The organism is Streptomyces montanisoli, assembly GCF_017813245.1.
In the GTDB taxonomy this organism is placed as follows: Bacteria; Actinomycetota; Actinomycetes; order Streptomycetales; family Streptomycetaceae; genus Streptomyces; species Streptomyces montanisoli.
On record NZ_JAGIQL010000061.1, the window covers coordinates 14135 to 35783 of the forward strand.

Annotated in this window: 26 protein-coding genes and 1 pseudogene; 10 read left to right on the forward strand and 17 right to left on the reverse strand. The window is 72.2% G+C overall.

Features of this window, described 5'->3' with window-relative positions; translation table 11 throughout:
* Positions 1-385 precede the first annotated feature (385 nt).
* On the forward strand, positions 386-958 hold the full coding sequence (locus JFN87_RS16535) for a Uma2 family endonuclease (RefSeq protein WP_209340842.1): 573 nt from the start codon (positions 386-388) through the stop codon (positions 956-958).
* A gap of 46 nt (positions 959-1004) precedes the next feature.
* Here the strand turns inward: JFN87_RS16535 and JFN87_RS16540 are convergent, their stop codons facing one another.
* The 3 genes from JFN87_RS16540 to JFN87_RS16550 all read right to left on the reverse strand — a co-directional run bounded on the left by JFN87_RS16540 (position 1005) and on the right by JFN87_RS16550 (position 5121).
* The gene (locus tag JFN87_RS16540) at positions 1005-2081 is read right to left on the reverse strand and encodes a GTPase Era (protein WP_372449238.1); all 1077 of its coding nucleotides are present in this window, start codon (positions 2079-2081) and stop codon (positions 1005-1007) included.
* Positions 2082-2197: 116 nt separating this feature from the next.
* Positions 2198-3835 (reverse strand): FAD-dependent oxidoreductase, encoded by a 1638-nt coding sequence (locus JFN87_RS16545; protein WP_209340864.1) that lies wholly within the window; start codon positions 3833-3835, stop codon positions 2198-2200.
* 56 nt (positions 3836-3891) lie between these two features.
* On the reverse strand, positions 3892-5121 hold the full coding sequence (locus JFN87_RS16550) for an MFS transporter (protein WP_209340844.1): 1230 nt from the start codon (positions 5119-5121) through the stop codon (positions 3892-3894).
* Between the two features lie 135 nt (positions 5122-5256).
* On the opposite strand from JFN87_RS16550, the gene JFN87_RS16555 reads away from it, so the two are divergent.
* Complete coding sequence (locus JFN87_RS16555) at positions 5257-5838, forward strand: TetR/AcrR family transcriptional regulator (protein ID WP_209340845.1); 582 nt, start codon at positions 5257-5259, stop codon at positions 5836-5838.
* A gap of 73 nt (positions 5839-5911) precedes the next feature.
* Here the strand turns inward: JFN87_RS16555 and JFN87_RS16560 are convergent, their stop codons facing one another.
* Positions 5912-6286, reverse strand: coding sequence for a cytidine deaminase-like protein (locus tag JFN87_RS16560; protein WP_209340846.1), 375 nt, complete (start codon positions 6284-6286; stop codon positions 5912-5914).
* A 130-nt stretch (positions 6287-6416) separates the two neighbouring features.
* Between JFN87_RS16560 and JFN87_RS16565 the strand changes: the two genes are divergently transcribed.
* A complete protein-coding gene (locus tag JFN87_RS16565; RefSeq protein ID WP_209340847.1) occupies positions 6417-7004 on the forward strand; it encodes a hypothetical protein in 588 nt (195 codons plus the stop codon).
* Here JFN87_RS16565 and JFN87_RS16570 read toward each other — a convergent pair.
* Both JFN87_RS16570 and JFN87_RS34360 read right to left on the reverse strand, forming a co-directional pair.
* On the reverse strand, positions 6992-7207 hold the full coding sequence (locus JFN87_RS16570; protein ID WP_209340848.1) for a hypothetical protein: 216 nt from the start codon (positions 7205-7207) through the stop codon (positions 6992-6994). The genes JFN87_RS16565 and JFN87_RS16570 overlap by 13 nt on opposite strands.
* Positions 7207-7401 carry a hypothetical protein gene (locus JFN87_RS34360; protein ID WP_307865482.1) on the reverse strand — a complete coding sequence of 65 codons (195 nt, stop codon included), beginning with the start codon at positions 7399-7401 and terminating at the stop codon, positions 7207-7209. Before JFN87_RS34360 ends, JFN87_RS16570 begins: the two co-directional genes overlap by 1 nt.
* A gap of 143 nt (positions 7402-7544) precedes the next feature.
* Between JFN87_RS34360 and JFN87_RS16575 the strand changes: the two genes are divergently transcribed.
* Together JFN87_RS16575 and JFN87_RS16580 are read left to right on the forward strand one after the other, a co-directional pair.
* Positions 7545-8342: a helix-turn-helix domain-containing protein gene (locus JFN87_RS16575; RefSeq protein WP_209340849.1), complete on the forward strand. Its 798-nt coding sequence runs from the start codon at positions 7545-7547 to the stop codon at positions 8340-8342.
* Positions 8335-8541, forward strand: a complete 207-nt coding sequence (locus JFN87_RS16580) for a DUF397 domain-containing protein (protein ID WP_209340850.1) — start codon at positions 8335-8337, stop codon at positions 8539-8541. Before JFN87_RS16575 ends, JFN87_RS16580 begins: the two co-directional genes overlap by 8 nt.
* On the opposite strand, the gene JFN87_RS16585 is transcribed toward JFN87_RS16580, so the two are convergent.
* The gene (locus JFN87_RS16585) at positions 8538-9386 is read right to left on the reverse strand and encodes a helix-turn-helix domain-containing protein (RefSeq protein ID WP_209340851.1); all 849 of its coding nucleotides are present in this window, start codon (positions 9384-9386) and stop codon (positions 8538-8540) included. The two genes, JFN87_RS16580 and JFN87_RS16585, sit on opposite strands and share 4 nt — an antisense overlap.
* A 132-nt stretch (positions 9387-9518) precedes the next feature.
* Here JFN87_RS16585 and JFN87_RS16590 point away from each other — a divergent pair, with 132 nt between their 5' ends.
* The 3 genes from JFN87_RS16590 (at position 9519) to JFN87_RS16600 (ending at position 11292) form a co-directional block, all read left to right on the forward strand.
* Positions 9519-10427 carry an oxidoreductase gene (locus JFN87_RS16590; protein ID WP_209340852.1) on the forward strand — a complete coding sequence of 303 codons (909 nt, stop codon included), beginning with the start codon at positions 9519-9521 and terminating at the stop codon, positions 10425-10427.
* Between the two features lie 242 nt (positions 10428-10669).
* On the forward strand, positions 10670-10918 hold the full coding sequence (locus JFN87_RS16595; protein ID WP_209340853.1) for a YlcI/YnfO family protein: 249 nt from the start codon (positions 10670-10672) through the stop codon (positions 10916-10918).
* Positions 10919-10920: 2 nt separating this feature from the next.
* A complete protein-coding gene (locus tag JFN87_RS16600; protein WP_372449239.1) occupies positions 10921-11292 on the forward strand; it encodes a toxin Doc in 372 nt (123 codons plus the stop codon).
* A gap of 30 nt (positions 11293-11322) precedes the next feature.
* Here JFN87_RS16600 and JFN87_RS16605 read toward each other — a convergent pair whose 3' ends face one another.
* Positions 11323-12195, reverse strand: coding sequence for an aldo/keto reductase family oxidoreductase (locus tag JFN87_RS16605; RefSeq protein WP_209340854.1), 873 nt, complete (start codon positions 12193-12195; stop codon positions 11323-11325).
* A 134-nt stretch (positions 12196-12329) separates the two neighbouring features.
* On the opposite strand from JFN87_RS16605, the gene JFN87_RS16610 reads away from it, so the two are divergent.
* Positions 12330-12782, forward strand: a complete 453-nt coding sequence (locus tag JFN87_RS16610; protein ID WP_209340855.1) for a winged helix-turn-helix transcriptional regulator — start codon at positions 12330-12332, stop codon at positions 12780-12782.
* A 292-nt stretch (positions 12783-13074) separates the two neighbouring features.
* On the opposite strand, the gene JFN87_RS16615 is transcribed toward JFN87_RS16610, so the two are convergent.
* The gene (locus JFN87_RS16615; protein WP_209340856.1) at positions 13075-13971 is read right to left on the reverse strand and encodes an alpha/beta hydrolase; all 897 of its coding nucleotides are present in this window, start codon (positions 13969-13971) and stop codon (positions 13075-13077) included.
* Positions 13972-14283: 312 nt separating this feature from the next.
* Positions 14284-14736, reverse strand: a pseudogene (locus JFN87_RS16620) (alpha/beta hydrolase); the annotation flags it as partial.
* 58 nt (positions 14737-14794) lie between these two features.
* Between JFN87_RS16620 and JFN87_RS16625 the strand changes: the two are divergent.
* A complete protein-coding gene (locus JFN87_RS16625) occupies positions 14795-15565 on the forward strand; it encodes a class I SAM-dependent methyltransferase (RefSeq protein WP_307865483.1) in 771 nt (256 codons plus the stop codon).
* A 57-nt stretch (positions 15566-15622) separates the two neighbouring features.
* On the opposite strand, the gene JFN87_RS16630 is transcribed toward JFN87_RS16625, so the two are convergent.
* The 7 genes from JFN87_RS16630 to JFN87_RS16660 form a co-directional block, all read right to left on the reverse strand.
* Positions 15623-15982, reverse strand: a complete 360-nt coding sequence (locus JFN87_RS16630) for an MmcQ/YjbR family DNA-binding protein (RefSeq protein WP_209340866.1) — start codon at positions 15980-15982, stop codon at positions 15623-15625.
* A 34-nt stretch (positions 15983-16016) separates the two neighbouring features.
* Positions 16017-17321 carry a hemolysin family protein gene (locus JFN87_RS16635; RefSeq protein WP_209340858.1) on the reverse strand — a complete coding sequence of 435 codons (1305 nt, stop codon included), beginning with the start codon at positions 17319-17321 and terminating at the stop codon, positions 16017-16019.
* Positions 17318-17815 (reverse strand): rRNA maturation RNase YbeY, encoded by a 498-nt coding sequence (gene ybeY, locus JFN87_RS16640; protein ID WP_209340867.1) that lies wholly within the window; start codon positions 17813-17815, stop codon positions 17318-17320. The genes JFN87_RS16635 and ybeY overlap by 4 nt, the downstream gene beginning before the upstream one ends.
* Before the next feature lie 22 nt (positions 17816-17837).
* Positions 17838-18869 (reverse strand): PhoH family protein, encoded by a 1032-nt coding sequence (locus JFN87_RS16645; protein ID WP_209340859.1) that lies wholly within the window; start codon positions 18867-18869, stop codon positions 17838-17840.
* A gap of 140 nt (positions 18870-19009) precedes the next feature.
* Positions 19010-20140 carry a carbohydrate kinase family protein gene (locus JFN87_RS16650; protein ID WP_209340860.1) on the reverse strand — a complete coding sequence of 377 codons (1131 nt, stop codon included), beginning with the start codon at positions 20138-20140 and terminating at the stop codon, positions 19010-19012.
* A 79-nt stretch (positions 20141-20219) separates the two neighbouring features.
* Positions 20220-21131 (reverse strand): ribonuclease Z, encoded by a 912-nt coding sequence (locus JFN87_RS16655; RefSeq protein WP_209340861.1) that lies wholly within the window; start codon positions 21129-21131, stop codon positions 20220-20222.
* 15 nt (positions 21132-21146) lie between these two features.
* Positions 21147-21506 (reverse strand): histidine triad nucleotide-binding protein, encoded by a 360-nt coding sequence (locus tag JFN87_RS16660; protein WP_209340862.1) that lies wholly within the window; start codon positions 21504-21506, stop codon positions 21147-21149.
* Between the last annotated feature and the right edge of the window lie 143 nt (positions 21507-21649).

Consider the following 21649-nt stretch of genomic DNA (forward strand, 5'->3'; position numbering starts at 1 on the left):
AGGGACGCGTATCAGCATGCGGGACCGTGCCGTCGGGGGCTGCCACGGACTGAGGCGGTGCGGTGCCTCACCGGGGCGGCCCGGATCCGGAGCGGCGCGCCGCTCTCGCGGGCGGAAACGCGGCTCGCTTCCTCCGGACATCGCCCGGCCCCGGCCCGGGAGGGCCTGCACGGACCCGCCGGTCCGGATGGCGGGGTCGCGAGGCGTGTGGTTCCCGCCGCCGGGAGGCGTGACGTTCGCCGGACGGTGCGGCGCCCCGGGGCAGGCGGGATCCGGGGCAGAGCCGGGACCCGGCCGGAGCGAGGCCGGCTTCCGGCCTGCGCGTGCCGAGGGCGCCACCCGGTACCGTGGTGATCGACCGGCCACCGAGAGGAGGTGGGCACCAGTGACCCTTCCCGTGCTGCACCCGCGCCCTGGAAACCTGCGCGAGGTCGCTGAGCGTATTGAGGCGTCCACCGGCCTGCGGGTCGAGATCATCGGAGGCAGCCTCGTGATGTCCCCCACGCCGCGCGGCAAGCACGCCGGTACCATTCGCCGCCTGCGGGTGCAGGTCGAACCCCGTCTGCCGGAGGGCCTCGCCCCGTACGAGATGTCCTCGGTCGCGATGCCGGAGGATCCGGACGACTACGCCACGCCGGATCTGGCGGTCCTGCCGATCGAGTGGGACGAGGACGACTCCTGGCTCGCCGATCCGGCGGATGTGGTTCTTGCCGTCGAGGTGATCTCGCGGTCGGAGAAGGCCATGAGCATCACCGACAAGAACGGCTGGTACGCGCGCGCTGGAGTCGGGGCGCTGCTGGTGCTCGACCCCCGTACCGGTCGCTGGACGCTGCACACCCGGCCCAAGGATGGCGAGTACCGGGGGCAGGTGCATGGCGTGTACGGGGAGGCGATCGATCTGCCCGCTCCGCTGCCGTCCCCGGTCGACACAGGGGTCCTCCCGCTCTACGGCTCCTGACGTCGGCGAACGCGCCTGGCCCGCCCTCGGGGCGGCGCCCCGGGGTTCAGAAGCCCAGTTTGCGGAGTTGCCTCGGGTCGCGCTGCCAGTCCTTGGCGACCTTGACGTGCAGGTCGAGGAAGACCGGCGTGCCCAGCAGTGCCTCGATGTGCTTGCGGGACTTCGTCCCGACCTCCTTGAGGCGGCTGCCCTTGGGGCCGATGACGATGCCCTTCTGGCTGGGCCGCTCGATGTACACGTTGGCGTGGATGTCCACGAGCGGCCGGTCGGCGGGGCGGTCCGGGCGCGGGAGCATCTCCTCGACGACCACGGCGATCGAGTGCGGCAGCTCGTCCCGTACGCCTTCCAGCGCCGCCTCCCGGATCAGCTCGGCGACCATGACCTGCTCGGGCTCGTCGGTGAGGTCGCCCTCCGGGTACAGCGGGGGGCTCTCGGGCAGCAGCGGCACGAGCAGGTCGGCGAGCAGCGACACCTGGCCCGCGCCGCGCGCGTCGCGCTCGGGGGACGTCGCGTCGTCGCCGGGGCGCGTCGCGGGCGTCGGCGCGCCCGCGGGCGTCCCGCCGTCCGCGGCGTCCTGCGCGTCCGCGGCGTCCTGCGCGTCCGCGGCGGAGACCGGGACGATCTCGGCCCACTCCAGGCCCAGCTCCCTGCCGAGCGCGTCGATCGCGAGCAGCTGCTCGGCGAGGGTCTTCGAGTCGACCAGGTCGGTCTTGGTGACGACCGCCACCTTCGGCGTCTTCTTGATCCCCGCCAGTTCCTTGGCGATGAACCGGTCGCCGGGGCCGATCTTCTGGTCGGCGGGCAGGCAGAAGCCGATCACGTCGACCTCGGCCCAGGTGGTGCGCACGACGTCGTTGAGTCGCTCCCCCAGCAGCGTGCGCGGCTTGTGCAGCCCGGGGGTGTCCACGAGGATCAGCTGCGCGTCGGGGCGGTGGACGATCCCGCGGACGCTGTGGCGGGTCGTCTGGGGGCGGTTCGAGGTGATCGCGACCTTCCTGCCCACCAGAGCGTTCGTCAGGGTGGACTTGCCCGCGTTGGGGCGGCCGACGAAGCAGGCGAAGCCCGCCCTGTGGGGTGCTTCGGCCGTCTCGGACCGTGGGGTGCTCACGCTCATGCGGGCCATTCTCCCCGATCGGCACGGCGCCGCCGACCACCCCCGCGCGGGCGGCGACCGGCCGGGTCGCTCGCCGCGCCCCTCGCCGCATCCCCGGCCGTATCCCCGGCCGCGTCCCGGTGCTCTCAGGCCACCGGCTCGTGCGCGGGGGCGCCGGCCCAGCGGTGCAGGGCGGCTTCGAGGGCGGTGACGGCGGTGGGAGTGGCCTCTGCCTCGTCCGCGGCCCAGGCGACGACGCCGTCGGGACGTACCAGCACCCCGGCGGGCTCGGCCCGCGCCGCCCCTGCCGCATCGGTGCCGTCGGGCACGCTGCGCACCCGACCGGCCCAGGTCGCGGCGGCGCGGGCGAACGCGCCGTCCGGTGTGCGGTCGAGCAGCATGAAGCCGCCCGCGTGCGAATGGTTGGCCAGGCGGGAGCCGTCCGCCAGGCGGATGTCGGGGGCGTGCCGTCCGGCCAGCGGGTGGTCGCCGGGCACCTCGACGCGCTGCGTGACACCGGAGATCTTCTTGACCGCGTACGTCGCACCCGAGCGGGTGGCCAGCAGCTCTGCGACGATCTCGCGCAGCGCTACCGACTTGGCGTCCCCGCGCATCACCCCGGCCTGCGCGCGCGTCCAGTCGAGCACCCAGGCGCCCAGCGGCCGGCGCTCGGTGTCGTACGTGTCGAGCAGCCCCTCGGGCGCCCAGCCTGCGACCACGGCGCCGAGCTTCCAGCCGAGGTTCATCGCGTCGCCGACCCCGAGGTTGAGCCCCTGGCCGCCGAACGGCGAGTGCACGTGGGCGGCGTCCCCGGCAAGCAGCACACGTCCCGACCGGTACGTCGCGGCCTGGCGGGTGTTGTCGCTCCAGCGGGTCGCGGCGCCGTGCAGGGCGGTCAGCGTGACGTCGGTGCCGGAGACCCGGCGCAGGCTCGCCTGCATCTCCTCAAGGGTGACGGGCTCCGCGGGCGCGCCCCGGTGGGGCCGGGTGCCTGCGTTTTCGGCATCGTCGCGGCGAGCAGCGTCGAACTCCACGGTGAACACCCGCCCGGGCTGCGGCCCGCGGCGGTACGCGCCACGCGACGACCACACCCACCCCTCGTCGAGCACCGAGGAGTCGGCCATGTCGACGACCGCCACGCGCCCGGTGAGTTCGGCGTCGGTGCCGGGGAAGTCGATGCCCGCGAGGCGGCGCACGGTGCTGTGCCCGCCGTCGCAGCCGACCAGCCACCCGGTGCGTATGGCACCTGCGGTGGTGGAGACGAGCACGCCGTCGCCGGTGTCCTCGAACCCGGTGACCTCGACACCCCGGCGTACGGGCACGCCGAGTCGCTCGACATGGGTGGCCAGCAGCCCCTCCAGCTCGCGCTGCGGCACCATCCTCGCTCCGGCGACGGCGGCGTGGGCGGCGAGGTCGGGGTCGTCCCAGTCGACGAGGCCTGCGTCGATGACCATCCCGGCGAAGTGTCCGGTCATCTGCCGCTGGGCGCCCGCTCCCCGGCCGTCACTGGGCGTCGCGGCCGCCCCGGCCCCGGCCCCGGCCTTGCGGCCGAACGCCGCGCCCATCCGCTCCATCGTCTCCCGGTGCACCCGCTCGGCCGCGGGCAGCAGTCCGCGGCGGTCGAGGGCCTCGGCCGTGGGGACGTTGATCCCGCCCGCCTTCATCGAGGTCTCGGGCTCGGCCAGCCGTTCGAGCACCTGCACCGTCACGCCCGAGAGCGCCAGCTCGGCGGCGAGCACGAGGCCCACGGGCCCGGCGCCGACCACGGTCACGTCCGCGTACATGTCCTGGTTCACGTTCGTAGTCACGAACACTGTTCTACGTACGAACGACGTTCGCGTCAAGCCCGCCCACGAGTGGGCCGCAGCAACTGCACCAGGGCGATCAGCGCGAGGACGACCAGCGCCACGGCGTACCCCATGGCCACGCCGGTCAGGCTGTGCCCCCTGCTGACCAGGTAGCCGGCGACGACAGCGGGTGCGCCCATACCGGCGTACGAGACCAGGTAGACCGCGGAGAGCAGCCCCGCGCGCTCGTGCGGCTCGACGGAGGAGGCCACGCTGCGGATCGACCCTTGCAGTCCCATCCCGAAGCCGCACCCCGCCACGGCGGTCGCGGCCATGAAGCCCCATATCGAGCCGGCCTCGATGGCCACGATCGTCGCGGCGACGCCGAGGACGAGGGCCGCGATGCCCTGCAAGAGCTGGGGCCTGGCCTCCCGATTGCGGTAGACGATCGTCGTGACGAAGGCGAAGCCGGCCATCACGAAGAGCGTCAGGCCACCGAGCGCTATGGAGGTGCTGGCGGCGAGATCGCGGGCCAGCGCGGGACCGAGTGATCCGTACAGGCCCGCCAGGGCCCAGAAGGCGAACACGGCGGGCGCGGCCGCCAGGAACGCGCGCCGCGCGGCGGGCGGCACGGTGATGGCCGGCCGCAGGCTCGCGAGCACGCCGGGCCGGGTCTCGCCCGCGTCCAGCATCCGCATCACGCCGACCGCTTGCAGCGCGAAGACCGCGATGAGCACGAGGTAGATCAGGTGGGTGGGCCAGGGCAGGTAGCCGACGACCAGCCCGGCCACCAGCGACCCGAGACCCGTGCCCGCGCCTGGTGCGGCGGCGCTGGCGAGCGTGCCGTGCCGCCGGTGCAGGTCGATCATGGCCGCCCCGAGCGTGCCGAGCGCGGCGCCGGCGGCGACGCCCTGGACGACCCGTCCGACGAAGAACGGCCCGAACGAGGACGCGGTGGCGAACAGGAGGACGGCGACGGCCTGGCCCGCCAACGCGGCCAGCAGAACAGGGCGACGGCCGACGTGGTTCGACAGCTCGCCGAGCGCGAGGAGCCCCACGAGCACGGACCCGGCGTAGACGCCGAACACCTCGGTGGTCGTCAGCGCGGTTCCGTGCCAGGCCAGCGCGTAGTGCTGGTAGAGCGGCGCGGGGGCGGCCGAGGCGGCGAGGAACGAGACGACGATGGAGGCCAGCAGCGCCAGCCCCCGGAGACGCCGCCGGTCCCGGGCCGGATCCACGGCCGGATCCACGGCCGGACGGGCGGCCTGCATGGTGGCTGTCATGGGTGACTCCTCGAATGAACAGACAGGTCTGTCTGGTAGGCCAGGATGCCAGCGTAGACAGACCTGTCTGTTCAGTCAATCGATAGAATGGGCCTCAGGACCCATGAGGGGAGCGGATCGGTGTCCATGGAGACGATGAGCAAGCGACTCGACAGCAACCGCTCGCCGCGCGAGCGGTTGCTGGAGACCGCCAACAGGCTGTTCTACGCCGAGGGAATCCACACCGTCGGGATCGATCGCATCCTCAAGGAGGCCGGCGTCGCGAAGGCGTCGCTCTACAAGACGTTCGGCAACAAGGAAGGGCTGGTGAAGGCCTACCTGGAGGGCCGTCACCAGCGTCAGGTCACCCGCATCCAGACGGCCCTGGAACGCGCGGGCACCGACCCGCGCGAGCGGCTGCTCGCCGTCTTCGATGCGCAGGCCACGCTCTTCGCCGAGCCCGACTTCCACGGCTGCCCGTTCGCGGCCGCGGCCGCCGAGGAGCGCCCGGGCGGCGAGATCGAGCTGATGTCCGCCGGCTATCGCAACTACGCGCGCGAAGTCTTCCGCGGGCTCGCCGAGGCAGCAGGCGCGGCCGACCCCGGCACGCTGGCCCGCCAGTTGCACCTCGTCTACGACGGCGCCCTGCATGCCGCCCGCATGGACCGCGACCCGGGGGTCGCGGTCGTGGCCCGGGCCACGGGCGCGGTCCTGGTGGACGCGGCGCTCGCGCACTGAGGTCGCCGACGCGGCGGGGGGACGGCCCGGCGCGCGGGCCCCGGGATCGCCGGGTACGCCGGGCGGCCGCGGATCAGCCCGCGGAGACCGTCACCCGTACCGTGCCGTCCGGACCCGCGAGCAGCACGGGCGTGGCGGCACCGCCCAGGTCGCGCACGGCCGCGCGGTCCTCGTCGGAGACCGCCTCCGAGGCCGAGACCACGGCCGCCGCCTCCAGCGACGTGGCGCCACTGGCGACGGCCATCGCCACCGCCGTGCGCAGTGCGCTCAGCCGCAGCGAGTCGAGGGCGACGGTACCGGCGACGTACGTACGGCCCGTCTCGTCCCGCACGGCCGCACCCTCAGGCACGCCGTTGCGCGCACGGGCGCTGCGCGCCAACGTGACGATCTTGCGGTCCTCCGGGTCGAGGGCGGCGCCTTCCTGACCTGGTCCGGTGCTCTGCGTCATGGACCAAAGCATAGGCCGGGCCCCGGTATCGGCCCGCGACCGGACGGAGGAGGCGGGGCCCTTTCCCGAACGCTCCGGGCCCAGGACAATCACGTCCCGACTGGGCCGCTCGCGAAAGGATGGATGCCGCATGCTGACGTACACCAAGGACACCTCCCCCGCGGCGTGGCTCTTCGAGTCGGGCGCTTCCGTGGAGCACTTGGCCCTGTACGGGCCCGCGGCGTTCCAGGAGTACGCAAGACTTCGCTACATCCCGGATCCCACCGGGCCCGGACTGGCGGGAGCCGACGTCCAGTTGCCGGACGACCACCCGACAGAAATCGAGCAGGCCCGAAGAGTGCTCCGCGCACTCGGCGCGCACACCCGCACCCCGGACAGGTGTTTCTTCTGCCTGTGGGAGGGCTACGGCGAGGGGTACGTCGACCTCGCGCTGACCCGTGGGCCACTGGTCATCACGGCAGGCCGCCGCCACGTCCTGTACACAGGCGTCCTGGACGAGGTGGAGAACTGGGAAGCCCAGTTCGGCGAGGGCGGGCCGTGCCCGCCCCCGGCCTACGTCTGGCCGGCGGACCACCGATGGTGCTTCACCAGCGACGTAGATCCCCACTGGGCGGGCATCGGAGCGGATACCGCCGCGATCGAGGCACTGACGGCCAGGACCGACGTGGACGTCGTACGCTGCTCGCCCGCCGACCCCGTGCCGTATTACGAGGGTTGACGACGGAGGGAGAGGCGCAGCGCGTTCTCCTCGACGACTCGCGCGCGTAGTTGCCGCAGCAGCGCGGAGTCGCCGTCCGCGTCGGCGCCGTCCGCGTCGCCGACGCCGTCCGCCGCAGCGTCCGGGCCGGGACGGCACCGCGGGCACGCGCACGGCGGGAAGCGCAACGGGTTGAACTCCGGCGATCCCGCGTCCCGTTCCATCACTCCGGCCTCCGCGCGATGCAGTCTGCCGACGCCTGATGGCGCCGGAGCAGCACCCGGCAGTCCGCAGCCCTGCTGTAGTCGCGCTGGGCGTTGGCGACAGCCTCGGCCAGTCTGAGCTCCCCGCAGGATCGGCAGGGGGCGGGGGCGTGAAGTGGTTCGTGAGCGTCGCGTGGATCGCCTTCCGCGCACACGGCAGCTCCTCTCCGTAGTCATTCCACTACCAAGGGCGTTCAGCGTCGCCTAGAGTCGGAGCACCTTCAACTTGCAGGCTTTGCACGGAGAGTCAGGCGGTGGACGGTTGAACCGGAAAGAGCTGGACCCGGAGAAGTCACCCATGGCGGCGTTCGGCCAGCGGCTACGAGCGTTACGGGACGAGCGCGGGTGGACGCAGGACGAGCTCGGGGAACGCATGGGCTGGTCCGGGACGCACATTTCCGCCATCGAAACTGGTCGCAGACCCCCAACTACGCGTTTCGCGAGGAACGCTGACACCGCGCTCGGGACCGGCGGCAGGCTGGAGCGCCAGAGTCAGGCCGTACGCCAGAACTCCCTGCTGGAAGGCTTTCCGGAGTACGTCGAGTACGAGGGCCGGGCTGTGGAAATCCGGCTGTACGAGATCGGAATCATCCCCGGGCTGCTGCAGACACCCGACTACGCAAGGGTTCTGGCCGACGCCGCCTTGCGGCGAGGTGCCATCACGCCCGAACAGGCGGATGAGCGGGTGGCCTTTCTGGCTCAGCGGCAGTCGGCACTGACGCGACCGCAGCCACCGATGGTCATGTTGGTCATGGACGAGAGCTGCATCCGTCAGGCCGTCGGCGGCAGTGACGTGATGGAGGCGCAGCTACGAAAGCTGGTCGAGTTCGCCGAGCTGCCGAACACTGTCCTCCAGATCGCCCCGTTCACCATGGGCGAGCGCCGTCCGGTCGACCTGCCGATCAACCTCCTCACGCTGCCAGACCGGTCCGTGGCCGCATATGCCGAGGCCCAGACCCGGGGCCATCTGGACCGTGAGATCACACTCGTCGTGCCGATTCTGACGGCCTACCATCAGCTACAGGCCGGAGCGCTGTCGCAGGCGGCTTCCGTGGCGATGATCGAGAAGGCAGTGAAAGGGAAGTTCCGTGACTGACAAGCCCCACTGGCACACGTCCTCTTACAGCAACAACGGCGGCAACTGTGTCGAGGTGGCGGCGAATCTGGTTGCACGCCACGGCATCGTCCCCGTCCGCGACTCGAAGGCCCCCGCCGGCCCCATGCTCAACCTGTCCGCCGGCGCCTACTCCTCCTTCGTCGCCGGGATCAAGGCGGGACGGCTCCGCACGTCCTAACGGGTCGCGCGCAGCGAGGCGAGGAGCCGCAGACGGTCCTCGTCGGCGCTGCCCGGCTCCGTCGTGAAGACGAGCAGGAACGGGCCGGTCCTGCCGGGCACCGGGTAGGTGTCCCAGTCCAGGACGATCTCGCCGACCTCGGGGACGTGGAAGGCCTTGGTGCCGCTGACCGACGCGCGCACGTCGTGGCGTGCCCACAGACGCCGGAACTCGGCGCTGCGGATGGACAGTTCCCCCACGATCGCGGTGGCGCGCGGATGCGTGGGGTCGGTGGCGACGGCGGCGCGCATCATGCCGATGTAGTCGAGGGCCTGCCGCTCCCAGTCGGGGCAGGACCGGCCGCCGGTCAGTGTGTCGTCGAACATCAGCAGGAGCATGTTGCGCCGCTGGGGCGGATAGTCGTCGGGGCTGCCGAGCAGCGCCTCCGCCATCGGGTTCCAGGCAAGCAGGTCGAGGTGGCGGCCGAGGACGACCGCCGGGGTGTCCATGACGCCCAGCAGCCGCCGCGTGCGGCCGGGCACCATTTCCGGGCCGTGGTCCACCTCGGCGGGCATCGGCCGCCTGGCCGCCCGGGCCAGGGTGAACAGGTGTGCGCGCTCCTCATCGTCGAGGCCGAGCGCGGCGGCGAGCGCGTCCAGGACGGCGTCGGACGGGCGCACCTCGCGGCCCTGCTCCATGCGCTGGTAGTAGTCGGTGCTCAGCCCGGCCAGCAGGGCCAGCTCCTCGCGCCGCAGCCCGGCGACCTTGCGCCGGCCGCCCGGTTCAAGGCCGACTTCGTGCGGGCGCAGCCTGGCGCGCCGGGCGCGCAGGAAGTCTCCGAGCTCGCGGGCGTAGGGATGGGCCATGAGGCCAGTGTGCCGCGTTCCTCGGCGCGCAAGGTAGGTCCCGCGGACCTAGGCAACCGGGGACGACGGAACCGGCCCGCGTCGCGCCTAGCGTCGTCCGTCCGCCCCACCGATACCCCGAGGGAGCAGCGGATGACCACCGGATGGACCGCCGACCGTATCCCCGACCAGCACGGCAGGATCGCCGTCGTCACCGGCGCGAACTCGGGCCTCGGCCTGGTCACCGCGACGGAGCTGGCGCGCCACGGCGCACACGTCGTGCTCGCTGTCCGCGACACCGGCGCCGGGCGGCAGGCAGCCCGCAGGATCGGCGGCGACGTCGAGGTGCGCGAGCTGGACCTGGCCTCCCTCGCGTCCGTACGAGCCTTCGCCGAGAAGCTGGCCGCCGACCATCCGGCGATCGACCTGCTGGTCAACAACGCCGGTGCCGTGCTGCTCGGCCCGCGCCGCACGTCCGCCGACGGCTTCGAGCTGCACCTCGCCACCAACATGCTTGGCCACTTCGCGCTGACCGGGCTGCTGCTGTCCACGCTGGCCGCGGGGAGGGAGCCGCGGGTGGTCAGTCTCAGCTCGATCACCCACAAGAACGCGCACCTGGACTTCGACGACCTGATGTTCGAGCGCGGCTACCGGGCCGCTGCGGCCTACGGCCGGTCCAAGCTCGCCACGACGGTCTTCGGCATCGAGCTCGACCGGCGCCTGCGCGCGGCAGCATCGCCCATCGTCAGTACGCTCGCGCACCCCGGTCTCACGCGCACGAACCTGACTCCGCGCGCGTGGGAGCACCGCGGCCGGGCTGGGCGGGTGATCGCGTGGCTCGGCCTGCTGGCCACCCAGCCGGTGGAGCGCGGCGCCCTGCCGCAGTTGCGCGCCGCGACCGAACCCGGTGTGCGGGGCGGCCAGTTCTTCGGCCCTGCGGGGCTCCGGGAGACGCGCGGCCGGGTCACCGAGGCCCGACTCGGCCGGGAGGCGGCGGGCCCGGCCATCGGCAGGCGACTGTGGTCGGCGGCCGAGGAACTGACCGGGGTCGGCTATCTGTGAGCCGGTGGCACGACACGCCCGCCGCCACCCGGGTGCGGCCGAAGCGACGGGCGGCAGCGCCCCGCCCCAACCGCCCTTTGGCCCGTCGCGATCTTGGCCCGCCAGCGCGAGGCTCTTTGCCCCAAAAGGCCACCACAATCGTCGCGACCACAATCGCAACACGCGCGCACGCCGGCGCGCAGCGTTCCGCCTCCCGCGCGAACCGATACAGGATGCTGTACACCCTGCTGTACACTCACAGCATGTCGAAACCCGTGACGATCCGCGTGCCGGAAGAGCTGCACGCCCAGCTGCAGGAGCGAGCCGAAGCCGAGGGCACCACGGTCACCTCCCTCATCACCGAGGCCGCACGCAACGCCGTACGCGACCCCCGTCTCGAAGGCGCGGCGGAGATCTTCCGCGCGTTCCTGGCCGACAACGCCGCAGCGTTCGACGCGGCCTTCCCCGATGACGCGCCCGCTCGGCTGGACGCCTCCCGGCGGGCCGCCTGACCATGGACCTGCACATCGACATCCGGTGGCTCCTGGAGCGCCAGGCAGAGGTTCTGCCCAAGCATCCCTCGGTGCACGACTTCTCCGCCCTGGTGGCCGCCGTCGCCCGCCATCGCGTCAACACCCCGCAGATCGGTGTCGCCGTCGACAACGCCTGGCGCGCGGCCGCCCTGATGCACACGCTCATCCGGCTCCGCCCGCTCCCCGCACGTAACGCCCTGTTCGGCTCGGCCGTGGCAGTCGCTTACATGGATGCCGCCGGCGAGGGCATCGACCCACCGTACGGCGCGCTTATCGACCTCTCGGGCGACATCGCGGCCGACCGTGCGGACGTGTACGACACGGCCGACCGTCTGCGGTCCTGGCGCATCTGACGGCCCATCCAGCTGTGCCTTCCCCGGCCGTCAGCGGCCGATGCCGTCCAGCTCGGCCGTGTCCTCCTCGGAGAGGGCGAGCCCGGCGCCCGCGATGTTCTCGCGCAGGTGCGCGGCCGATGACGTGCCGGGGATGAGCAGGATGTTCGGCGAGCGCCGCAGCAGCCAGGCCAGGGCGACGGACATCGGCGTGGCGCCCAGGCGGGCCGCGACCGCCGAGAGCGCCTCGGACTGAAGCGGTGTGAAGCCTCCGAGCGGGAAGAACGGCACGTACGCGATGCCGTCGGCGGCGAGACGGTCGATGAGGTCGTCGTCCTGGCGGTGGGCCAGGTTGTACATGTTCTGCACGCAGACGATAGGGGCGATCCCCCGCGCCTCGGCGACCTGTTCCTCGGTGACGTTGCTGACTCCGAGGTGTCGGATCAGGCCGTCGCGCTGGAGTTCGGCGAGCGTCCCGAACGCCTCGGCGAGCGAGCCGGGCTGTGGGCCCTCGGCGTCGCCCATGCGCATGTTGACCAGGTCGAGTACCTCGACTCCGAGGGCTTTGAGGTTCCCTTCGACCTGCCTGCGCAGGTCTTCGGGTCGCCTGGCCGTCGGCCAGCCGCCCTGCGCGTCGCGGTTCGCGCCCACCTTCGTGGCGATGAACAACGACTCCGGGTAGGGGTGCAGCGCTTCACGGATCAGCTCGTTGGTGACGCGCGGGCCGTAGGCGTCGCTGGTGTCGATGTGGGTGATACCACCATCGACCACGGCATGGAGCACCTCAAGGGCGCCGTTGTGGTCGGCGGGCGGCCCCATGACCCACGGGCCGGCGAGTTGCATCGCGCCGTAACCGAACCGGGTGACGGCCGAGTCGCCCAGGGTCCAGGTGCCGCCGGGGAGTGGGGTGGGGGAAGTGTGCATCGTGGCGCCTCTCGTCGCGTACGGGGTGGCGTTTCCGGCCTCCCTGCAGCAGTATCGGAGAGCCACTTCCCCATGGGAAGTAGGCACCTGTGAGTGCGTAACCCTTCTACCGGTGAGAGGTGAGATCAGTGGGGATGACGAAGGCCGGTGAGAAGCCCGGTGAGAAGGCCGGTGAGAAGGCCAGGTCCAAGGCGGAGTACGACGCGTTCCTGGCGGCATGCCCCAGCCGTCAGCTGCTCGACCGCATCTCGAACAAGTGGGTCGTGCTCGTTCTGTGCGCGCTGGGTGGCGGCGGCTCCGGCGTGCCCGGTGCGCCGGACGGGGCGAGGGCGATGCGCTACTCGGAGATCGCGCGGCTGCTGGCCGGGGTCAGCCAGAAGATGCTGACCCAGACCCTGCGGTCGCTCGAACGCGACGGCCTCCTTACCCGCACCGTGACGCCGACCGTCCCCGTCACCGTCTCCTACGAGCTGACGGACCTCGGCCTCTCGCTCCACGAGCTGACCCGAAGCCTCAGGTACTGGGCGCAGTCCCACATGGACGAGGTCTTCGCACGTCGCGAGGAGTACGACGTCCGCGCCTCGTGACGGGCGGCCTTCCGGCGAGGGTGGCCGCAGGACCATGCCCGCGCAGGAGATGGCGTCCTGGCTGTGGCGGCCGGGCGGGATGCCCCGAAGTGAAAGCCCCGCCGCTCCCCGGGATCACCGGGACGGCGGGGCCTGCACGCTGGGCTGACCAACGGCAGCCAGTGGCCCGTCGGTCACGAGGAGCACACCATCCGGAGCCGTCTCCGCAGCGAATGCACGTCCCGTCAGCCGGAAGGTCAGAGAGACCCTTCGGGTGGCTGCCTCTTCGGATGGACGGCGGTGGCTTCCCGGATCAGACGGTCAGCTGATCGAGAATGCCGGCCAGCTTCGCCGGTTCGAGCAGGTACCCGACGTGGCTGGTGTCCAAGGTGTGCACGTCGTAGGGGTTGTCCGGTGTCAGTGCGTCCCCTTCGGCGATGAGGCGGTCCTGCATGGCCACAGGAAGCGAGCGGTCGGCGGTGAGGCGGACATAGGTGCGCGCGACCGTTCCCCAGGTCTCGGCGCGTCCTCGGGCGTCGGATGTCATCACCGCCAGCGACTCGTCCGGCTGGAGGAGGTTGAGGAACGCCCGGAACTGCTCTTCGGTGCCGTCCGCCATGATGGCCGCCTTGAGGGCGGCGAGCATGGCGGGATCCGCCGTGCGGTAGTTGGCGCGCCCCACGCCGAGTTCTGCGGGGCGGCCGACATTCAGCGGGGCCAGCGGGGCCAGGAGGTTGTCGCCGAACTCGGGCTCCTGCATGTACTCGATGGGGTTCGCCCGCTGGACGCACGCCCATGCCGAGACGTAGACGAGCCGGTTCACCAGATCGGGGACCGTGTTGGCCACTCCGGTGATGGTCATCCCACCGAGGCTGGATCCCACGAGCACCACCGGTCCGTGCTCGGCCACTCGCCGGACGATGCCGGTAACCATGTCGACGTTGTCCTGCAGGGTGACCCCTGCCAGTGTCGACGGCTCGGCGGCCCATGCGTCGAGGTCCTGCGGGGCCTGGTAGGCGGCCGGGTACTGCGCGTCGAAACCGTGGCCCGGGAGATCCACGGCGAAGGTGCGGTGACCGAGCAGCGCCAGTTCCCGCTGAACGGGCGCCCACATCAACGAGTTGGAGCAGGAGCCGTGCACGAGCACGAAGGTGGGGTTCGCGTCGCGGGCGTACCGCGGACGGGAGGGATTGCTGGAGACAGGTGTCATACGGATCGGTCCAATGTCCGGGGCGGTGCGGCGGTGCCTGGCCCTGTGGGCCGGTGCCGGCGCGGTGGACCGCCAAAGCTGCGTGGAGAAGCGGGCAGGCCTGTTCACCAGGCGCAGCACAGCTCAGTGGCCGTGCGCAGCCCGCGGGAACAGTGCCGCTGAGACCGCGGCGGTCTCTCGGGTCTCTCGACTGACGCCGGTCGCTGAGCGACTGCGGCGGCAGGCGTCTCAGGCAGTCCGGACGCGGACGTAGATGTAAGACATGGCGGTAGCGTACCTGACCAGGGACGAGTACCGGCGCGTGTACTGCGGTCAGGCCGCTCCGGCCTCCTCGCCGGCCAGGAACGGGAGCAGCAGCGCGAGCAGAGCGCGCGGCCGGTGCAGCGGGATGATGTGGCCACAGTCCTTCAGGACGTGTCCGGTGAGATCGTCGGTGACCGGGCGGAGTTGGCGTTCCAGTGCGGCGCCGACGGGCCGGGCGCCCAGCGCCATCGTCGGCACCGTCAGACGAGCGGCGGCGACGGTGTGCTCGATCTGCGCCGCGCTCTCCGGCAGGGCGCGGTAGTAGGAGAACGCGCGGCTCAACGCCTGCCGACAGGTGTACGCGCGGACGAAGGCGTCCCGGATGGCGGAACGCACGCCGTCGCCGAGCGTGCCGGCGCGCAGGAACCAGTCGATGTAGGCGGCCTCGTGCCCGTCGAGCACGGTCTCGGCGAGCCCGGGCTCGGCGCAGTGGAAACCGAACCACCACGGCGGACCGCCCGCTGGCAGGGGGCTCGATGCGCACTGGTGCGCGGGCGCGCGTGCTGGTGGGATGTGGGGCGTGAACGCATCTCCCGCCGGCCCCGCGCCGGCCGCAGCGCCCGTGTACGACCGGATCGGCGTCGGCTACCGCGACGTGCGCAGGCCCGACCCCCGGCTCGCGGCGGTGCTGCGGCGCGTGCTGGACGGCGCCAGGACCGTCGTCAACGTCGGTGCGGGCGCCGGGTCGTACGAGCCCGACGACCTCGACGTCACCGCCGTCGAGCCGTCGCGGGTGATGCTCGGCCAGCACCCGGGCCGGGCGAAGGTGCGGGCGTGCGCCGAGCAACTACCCTTCGCGGACGGCGCGTTCGACGCGGCCATGGCCGTGATGACCGTGCACCACTGGACGGACCTCGCCGGCGGCCTCGCCGAACTGCGGCGCGTCGCGCGGCGCCAGGTGGTGTTCACGTGGGACGTGGCGCACCGGCCCGACCTGTGGCTCCTGGCCGAGTACCTGCCGGAGATCAGGGCGATGGACGAGGCCAGGTTCCGGCCGGTCGCCGAGGTGGCCGCGCTGATGGGCGCGCACACCGTGCTGCCGTTCCCCATCCCGCACGACTTCACCGACGGGTTCCAGACGGCGTACTGGCGCCGCCCCGAGATGTTCCTCGACCCCGCCGTGCGTGCCGCCAACTCGACGTTCGCGCAGCTGCCCGCGGACGTCGTGGAGCCCGCGATGGCGCGGCTGCGCGCCGATCTGGACTCCGGCGCCTGGGCCCGCCGCCACGCCGGCCTGCTGACGCGCGAGGCCGTCGACTACGGCTATCGCGTGCTGATCGCGGGCGACTGAGCGGCCACCGTGACGGCGGGCTCGCGCCCGGCGCGCCGGAAAACCGGGTGTGCGCTCTCAGGGGCGGTCGAGGCGGAGCCTGGCCGCCCGGGGCAGGGTCGCCACCACCAGGTCGTACGAGTCCTCCACCAGCTCGCGCACCATGCGCTGCGGCAGCTCGCCGACCGTGACGGTGTTCCAGTGGCGCTTGTTGAGGTGCCAGCCCGGGACGATCGACGGGTACGCCTCGCGCAGCCGTACGGCCTCCTCCGGGTCGCACTTCAGCGAGACCGTCAGCGGGTCCTCGTCCAGCGCGCAGAGCGCGAAGATCTTGGACTCGACCTTGAACACCGTGAGGCCGGGCGCGCTCGGGAACGGGACGTCCTCGACCGCGCCCGCGAGGCCGAGGCAGAAGGACCTCAGCCGCTGCGCCGTCATCGGGCGGGGCGACGATGTCATGGCGTCACCGATGTCATGGCGTCACCCGCTCCTCGTGGTCCGCGGCGGCGGGCAGCGGCTCCGCGAGGATCGTGAGGATCTTGTTGCGGCGGCCCGCCGGGTCCTCGGCCGTCAGGCGCAGCCTGCGGCCGTCCGGCAGGTCGATCTCCGCCGTGGCGCCCGCGATCGGCACCCGGCCGAGTGCCTTCGCGAGCAGGCCGCCGACCGTCTCCACGTCCTCGTCGTCGAATTCGTCGAGGCCGAACAGCTCGCCCAGGTCCCCGACGTCGAGGCGCGCCGTCACCCGGTACGAGCCGTCGCCCATCTCCTCGACGGGCGGCTGCTCCCTGTCGTACTCGTCGGTGATCTCGCCGACGATCTCCTCCAGGATGTCCTCGATCGTGACGATGCCGGCCGTGCCGCCGTACTCGTCGATGACGACCGCCACGTGGTTGCGGTCCTGCTGCATCTCGCGCAGCAGGTCGCCCGCGTTCTTCGTGTCGGGCACGAACGCGGCGGGCCGTATCACGGTGGAGACGGGGTCGGCCTCCGAGTCGCGGTTCACGTGCGTCTTCCTGACCAGGTCCTTCAGGTAGACGATGCCGACGACGTCGTCCTCGTTCTCCCCCGTCACCGGGATGCGGGAGAAGCCCGAGCGCAGGGCGAGCGTCGTGGCCTGCCTGATCGTCTTGTACCGCTCGATCGCGACGAGATCCGTGCGCGGCACCATCACCTCGCGCACCAGCGTGTCGCCCAGCTCGAAGACCGAGTGCACCATCCGGCGCTCCTCGTCCTCGATCAGCGACTCCTGCTCCGCGAGGTCGACCAGGGCCCGCAGCTCCGCCTCGCTCGCGAACGGGCCCTTGCGGAACCCCTTGCCGGGCGTGAGCGCGTTGCCGAGGAGGATCAGCAGCGCGGGCACGGGCCCCATGAACCGGGCCAGCGGCAGCAGGACGTACGCGGCGACCGTCGACGTGTTCACGGGGTGCTGGCGGCCGATCGTACGGGGCGACACGCCGACCGCCACGTACGAGACGAGCACCATCACGCCGATCGCGACCAGCAGCGCCTCCCACGTGGCGTCGAACTCCTCGACGCACGCGTACGTGACGAAGGCGGCGGCCGCCATCTCGCAGGCGACCCGCACCAGCAGCGCCATGTTGAGGTAGCGCGTGGGGTCGGACGCGACCTGCGCGAGCTTGGCCGCGCCCCTGCGGCCGTTGCGTACCGCCTCGGCGGCGCGGAAGGTGGAGATGCGGGCGAGGCCCGCCTCCGCGCAGGCGGCGAGCCAGGCCACGACGACCAGCGCGACGGCCCCGAGGATCAGCGGCGTGCTCACGACACGGTGGGCGCGGGCGACGGGCCGGTGAGGCCGCGCTCCGCCCGCCAGCCGTCCACGATGGCCGCCTGGAGGCCGAACATCTCGGCCTTCTCGTCGGGCATCTCGTGGTCGTAGCCGAGCAGGTGCAGCACGCCGTGGACGGTGAGCAGCTGGAGCTCCTCGTCCATGGTGTGCCGCGTCGGCGCCTCCTGCCCCTGCTTGAGCGCGACCTCGGGGCACAGCACGATGTCGCCGAGCAGCCCCTGCGGGGGCTCCTCGTCGTCCTTGCCCGGCGGGCGCAGCTCGTCCATCGGGAAGGACAGCACGTCCGTGGGGCCCGGCAGGTCCATCCACTGGATGTGCAGCTGCTCCATGGCGGCCTCGTCCACCACGATCACCGACAGCTCGGAGAGCGGGTGGATGCGCATCCTGCCGAGCGCGTAGCGGGCGATGTCGAGGATCGCCTGCTCGTCGACCTCGGTTCCTGACTCGTTGTTGACGTCGATCGACATGGTGCGCTGGGACACTCCCCGGTCAGTGCCGCGGCTCGTTGCCTGTGCGGCTGTCGTACTTCTCGTAGGCGTCGACGATACGGCCGACGAGCTTGTGCCGTACGACATCCTGCGACGAGAGGTGGGAGAAGTGCACGTCGTCGACGCCTTCCAGGATGTCCTGGACCTGCCTGAGGCCGCTCTTGGTGCCGCCGGGCAGGTCTACCTGGGTGACGTCGCCCGTGATGACGATCTTCGAGTCGAAGCCAAGGCGCGTCAGGAACATCTTCATCTGCTCGGGGCTCGTGTTCTGGGCCTCGTCCAGGATGATGAACGCGTCGTTCAGCGTGCGGCCGCGCATGTAGGCGAGCGGGGCGACCTCGATGGTGCCGGCCGCCATCAGGCGCGGGATGGACTCCGGGTCGAGCATGTCGTGCAGCGCGTCGTACAGGGGCCGCAGGTACGGGTCGATCTTCTCGTAGAGCGTGCCGGGCAGGAAGCCGAGCCGCTCGCCGGCCTCGACGGCGGGCCTGGTCAGGATGATCCGGGTGACCTGCTTGGACTGCAGGGCCTGCACCGCCTTGGCCATGGCGAGGTACGTCTTGCCGGTGCCTGCGGGGCCGATGCCGAAGACGACGGTGTGCTTGTCGATCGCGTCGACGTAGCGCTTCTGATTGAGCGTCTTCGGGCGGATCGTGCGGCCGCGGTTGGACAGGATGTTCTGCGTGAGCACCTCGGCGGGCGTCTCCTGGCCGTCCGCAACGCCGTTCTCGCTCGCCTTGAGCATGGCGATGGAACGTTCCACTGCGTCCTCCGTCATCGGCTGACCGGTGCGGAGCACCAGCATCATCTCGTCGAACACGCGCTGGATCAGGGCGACGTCCGCCGCGCTGCCCGAGGCGCTGATCTCGTTGCCCCTCACGTGGATGTCGGCGGACGGAAAGGCCGTCTCGATCACACGGAGGAGCGAATCCCCGGAACCGAGGACCGTCACCATCGGGTGCTTGGCGGGGACGGTGATCCGCGCCGTGGTCCGGTCCTGCGAGGGCTGCTGGGCTGTGGGTGTCCGATTCATGGGCCGGCGCTGTGGCCTGCACATACCTCCCGTTGCAGGGTTCTCGCTGCTCGACAACCTCTGGACTACCAGCGTACGACCCCGCACCGACAAGCCCGAAGGACTTTTCGACACCCGCCGGACGGGCGGCGACCGCGCCGTCACGACGAGCGGCGGAAGCCGATCGTCGGGACCGCGCGCCGCAGCGGCCAGGGCCTGGCGGGTGCGGGCAGCAGCGAGGACAGGAAGTCGTAGCGGCTCAGGCCGCCCGGGTCCTGGCCGGCGTCGTCGCGCACGTAGCTCCACCAGGCGGCCACCTCGGCCCAGCCGGGCGCCGAGAGCGAGCCGCCGAACTCCTGGACGGACAGGGCCGCCGTGAGCCCCGCGAACGCCAGCCGGTCGGCGAGCGGCCAGCCCGCGAGCGAGCCGGTGATGAACCCGGCCATGAAGACGTCGCCGGCGCCCGTGGGGTCGAGCGCCTCGACGGCGATCGCCGGGACCTCGGCGGTCTCGCCGGTGCCGCCGTCGACGGCGTAGGCGCCGTCCGCGCCGAGCGTGACGACCGCGACGGGCACGTGCCTGGTGAGGGCGCGCGCGGCGGCGCGCGGGCAGTCGGTGCCCGTGTAGCGCATCGCCTCGGCGGCGTTGGGCAGGAACGCCTCGCAGTGCTCCAGGTCCGCGAGGCGGCCGAGGTCCCAGCTGCCGGTGTCGTCCCAGCCGACGTCGGCGAAGACGCGCGCGCCCGCGCCCGCCGCCCTGGCGATCCAGTCCTGCCTGCGTCCTGGGACGAGCGAGGCGACGGCGGCACGCGCGCGCGGCGGGCATTCGGGCAGGGCGCCGTCGGGCGGGGGCGCCTCGTGGCCGTGCGAGACCATCGTGCGCTCGCCCTCGTACGCCATGGAGACGGTGACCGGGGAGTGCCAGCCGGGCACGGAGCGCGACCTGGACAGGTCGATGCCCTCGCCCTGTTCGAGCGCGTCCTTGCAGTACTCGCCGTAGTGGTCGTCGCCGAACGCGGCGGACAGCGACGTCCGCAGGCCGAGCCTGGCGAGCGCGGTCGCCATGTTGGCGACGCCGCCGGGGCTCGAGCCCATGCCGCGCGCCCAGGACTCGGTGCCGCGCACGGGGGCGCTGTCGAGGCCGGTGAAGATGATGTCGAGGAAGACGGTGCCGGTCAGGTACACGTCGCAGTCGGGGTCGCCCTGCCCGCGCAGCCCGCCCAGCGGGTCGATGCGCGGTTCCGCGTCGCCGCTGTGGGCTGTCGTCTCTCCGGTGCGGTCTCGTGGGATCACGGCGGGCTCCTGGTACGCGTGCTTTCCGGCCAGTCTGCCCGATGGGGACGGGTGTAAGAAGCGCGCTGCGAGCGGCGGCCTACCGGCGTTTCGGCAGGGGGACGCGCGTGAGGTCGGCCGCGACCGTGATCTCGCCTGTGAAGCCCGCGGCGCGCGCCTGGCGGCCGAAGGCGGCGGGGTCGTCGTAGCGCTGCGAGAAGTGCGTCAGCACGAGGTGGCGCACGCGCGCGTCGCGGGCGGCCGTGCCCGCCTGTCCCGCGGTCAGGTGGCCGAAGTCCGCGGCCAGGTCCGCGTCCTCGTCGAGGAACGTGGACTCGGCGACGAGCAGGTCGCAGCCGTCCGCCAGCGCGTGCACGCCGTCGCACAGCCGCGTGTCCATCACGAAGGCGAAGCGCTGTCCCCGGCGCACGCGGCTGACGTCGTCGAGCCGCACGCCGCGCAGCTCGCCGTCGCGCAGCAGCCGGCCCACGTCGGGGCCCGCGATGCCGTGCGCGGCGAGCCGGTCGGGCAGCATCGTGCGGCCGTCGGGCTCGGTGAGCCGGTAGCCGTACGCCTCGACGGGGTGCGAGAGGCGGTGCGCGCGCAGCGTGTACGCGGGCGTCTCGGCGAGCGTGACGAGCCCGTCGCCCGCGACCGGATCCTCCGCGATCGCGACGGTCTCGCGGTACGCGGTCGCGTGCTTGAGCCGCTCGTAGTAGCGCTGCCCGCTCGCCGGGTAGTGGGCGGTGACCTGATGGGGCACGCGGTCGAGGTTGATGCGCTGGATCACGCCGGCGAGACCGAGCGAGTGGTCACCGTGGAAGTGCGTCACGCAGAGGCGGTCGATGTCGTGCGCGGACACCCCGGCGCGCAGCATCTGCCGCTGCGTGCCCTCGCCCGGGTCGAACAGCAGCCCTTCGCCGTCCCAGCGCAGCAGGTAGCCGTTGTGGTTGCGGTGGCGTGTGGGCACCTGGCTCGCGGTACCCAGCACGACGAGTTCGCGTACGGACATCCCGTCCGTGCCCGGCTATCCGGGGGGCCAGTTGAAGCCGCGTCCGCCGAGTACGTGGGCGTGCACGTGGAAGACGGTCTGGCCGGCGCCGCCCCCGGTGTTGAACACGATCCGGTAGCCGCCCTCGTCCACCTTGTCGCCCGCCGCGACCTCGGCGGCCTCGCGCAGCACGTCGGCGGCGACGGACGGCTCGGCGGCCGCGAGTGAGGCGGCGTCGGCGTAGTGGGCCCTGGGGATGACGAGGACGTGCGTCGGGGCCTGCGGGTTTATGTCGCGGAAGGCGACGGTGGTCGCGCTCTCGCGCACGACCGTGGCAGGCACGTCCCCCGCGACGATCTTGCAGAACAGGCAGTCCGCCTGTGGTTCTCCCGCCATGGCCGGGTCCTCACTCCTCACGTCCGTAGGACGGCATCGTATCCGGCCACGGTGGCGGACGTTCCACTCCGCGGGCCGCGGGCGCGGCCGCGAGGGCCGCCTGCGGGCGGCGGGCGCCGGGCCCGCAGTGCAGACGTCCGGTA

Coding starts and splice junctions, on each gene's coding strand:
- JFN87_RS16585 (WP_209340851.1), bottom strand. CDS start 9,386: ATGGCCCATCCCTACGCCCGCGAGCTCGGAGACTTCCTGCGCGCCCGG.
- JFN87_RS16575 (WP_209340849.1), top strand. CDS start 7,545: ATGGCGGCGTTCGGCCAGCGGCTACGAGCGTTACGGGACGAGCGCGGG.
- ybeY (WP_209340867.1), bottom strand. CDS start 17,815: ATGTCGATCGACGTCAACAACGAGTCAGGAACCGAGGTCGACGAGCAG.
- JFN87_RS16590 (WP_209340852.1), top strand. CDS start 9,519: ATGACCACCGGATGGACCGCCGACCGTATCCCCGACCAGCACGGCAGG.
- JFN87_RS16605 (WP_209340854.1), bottom strand. CDS start 12,195: ATGCACACTTCCCCCACCCCACTCCCCGGCGGCACCTGGACCCTGGGC.
- JFN87_RS16630 (WP_209340866.1), bottom strand. CDS start 15,982: ATGACGGCGCAGCGGCTGAGGTCCTTCTGCCTCGGCCTCGCGGGCGCG.
- JFN87_RS16545 (WP_209340864.1), bottom strand. CDS start 3,835: ATGTACGCGGACGTGACCGTGGTCGGCGCCGGGCCCGTGGGCCTCGTG.
- JFN87_RS16595 (WP_209340853.1), top strand. CDS start 10,670: ATGTCGAAACCCGTGACGATCCGCGTGCCGGAAGAGCTGCACGCCCAG.
- JFN87_RS16570 (WP_209340848.1), bottom strand. CDS start 7,207: ATGGAACGGGACGCGGGATCGCCGGAGTTCAACCCGTTGCGCTTCCCG.
- JFN87_RS16560 (WP_209340846.1), bottom strand. CDS start 6,286: ATGACGCAGAGCACCGGACCAGGTCAGGAAGGCGCCGCCCTCGACCCG.
- JFN87_RS16540 (WP_372449238.1), bottom strand. CDS start 2,081: ATGGCCCGCATGAGCGTGAGCACCCCACGGTCCGAGACGGCCGAAGCA.
- JFN87_RS16645 (WP_209340859.1), bottom strand. CDS start 18,869: ATGAATCGGACACCCACAGCCCAGCAGCCCTCGCAGGACCGGACCACG.
- JFN87_RS16655 (WP_209340861.1), bottom strand. CDS start 21,131: ATGTCCGTACGCGAACTCGTCGTGCTGGGTACCGCGAGCCAGGTGCCC.
- JFN87_RS16550 (WP_209340844.1), bottom strand. CDS start 5,121: ATGACAGCCACCATGCAGGCCGCCCGTCCGGCCGTGGATCCGGCCGTG.
- JFN87_RS16660 (WP_209340862.1), bottom strand. CDS start 21,506: ATGGCGGGAGAACCACAGGCGGACTGCCTGTTCTGCAAGATCGTCGCG.
- JFN87_RS16555 (WP_209340845.1), top strand. CDS start 5,257: ATGAGCAAGCGACTCGACAGCAACCGCTCGCCGCGCGAGCGGTTGCTG.
- JFN87_RS16600 (WP_372449239.1), top strand. CDS start 10,921: ATGGACCTGCACATCGACATCCGGTGGCTCCTGGAGCGCCAGGCAGAG.
- JFN87_RS16565 (WP_209340847.1), top strand. CDS start 6,417: ATGCTGACGTACACCAAGGACACCTCCCCCGCGGCGTGGCTCTTCGAG.
- JFN87_RS16615 (WP_209340856.1), bottom strand. CDS start 13,971: ATGACACCTGTCTCCAGCAATCCCTCCCGTCCGCGGTACGCCCGCGAC.
- JFN87_RS16610 (WP_209340855.1), top strand. CDS start 12,330: ATGACGAAGGCCGGTGAGAAGCCCGGTGAGAAGGCCGGTGAGAAGGCC.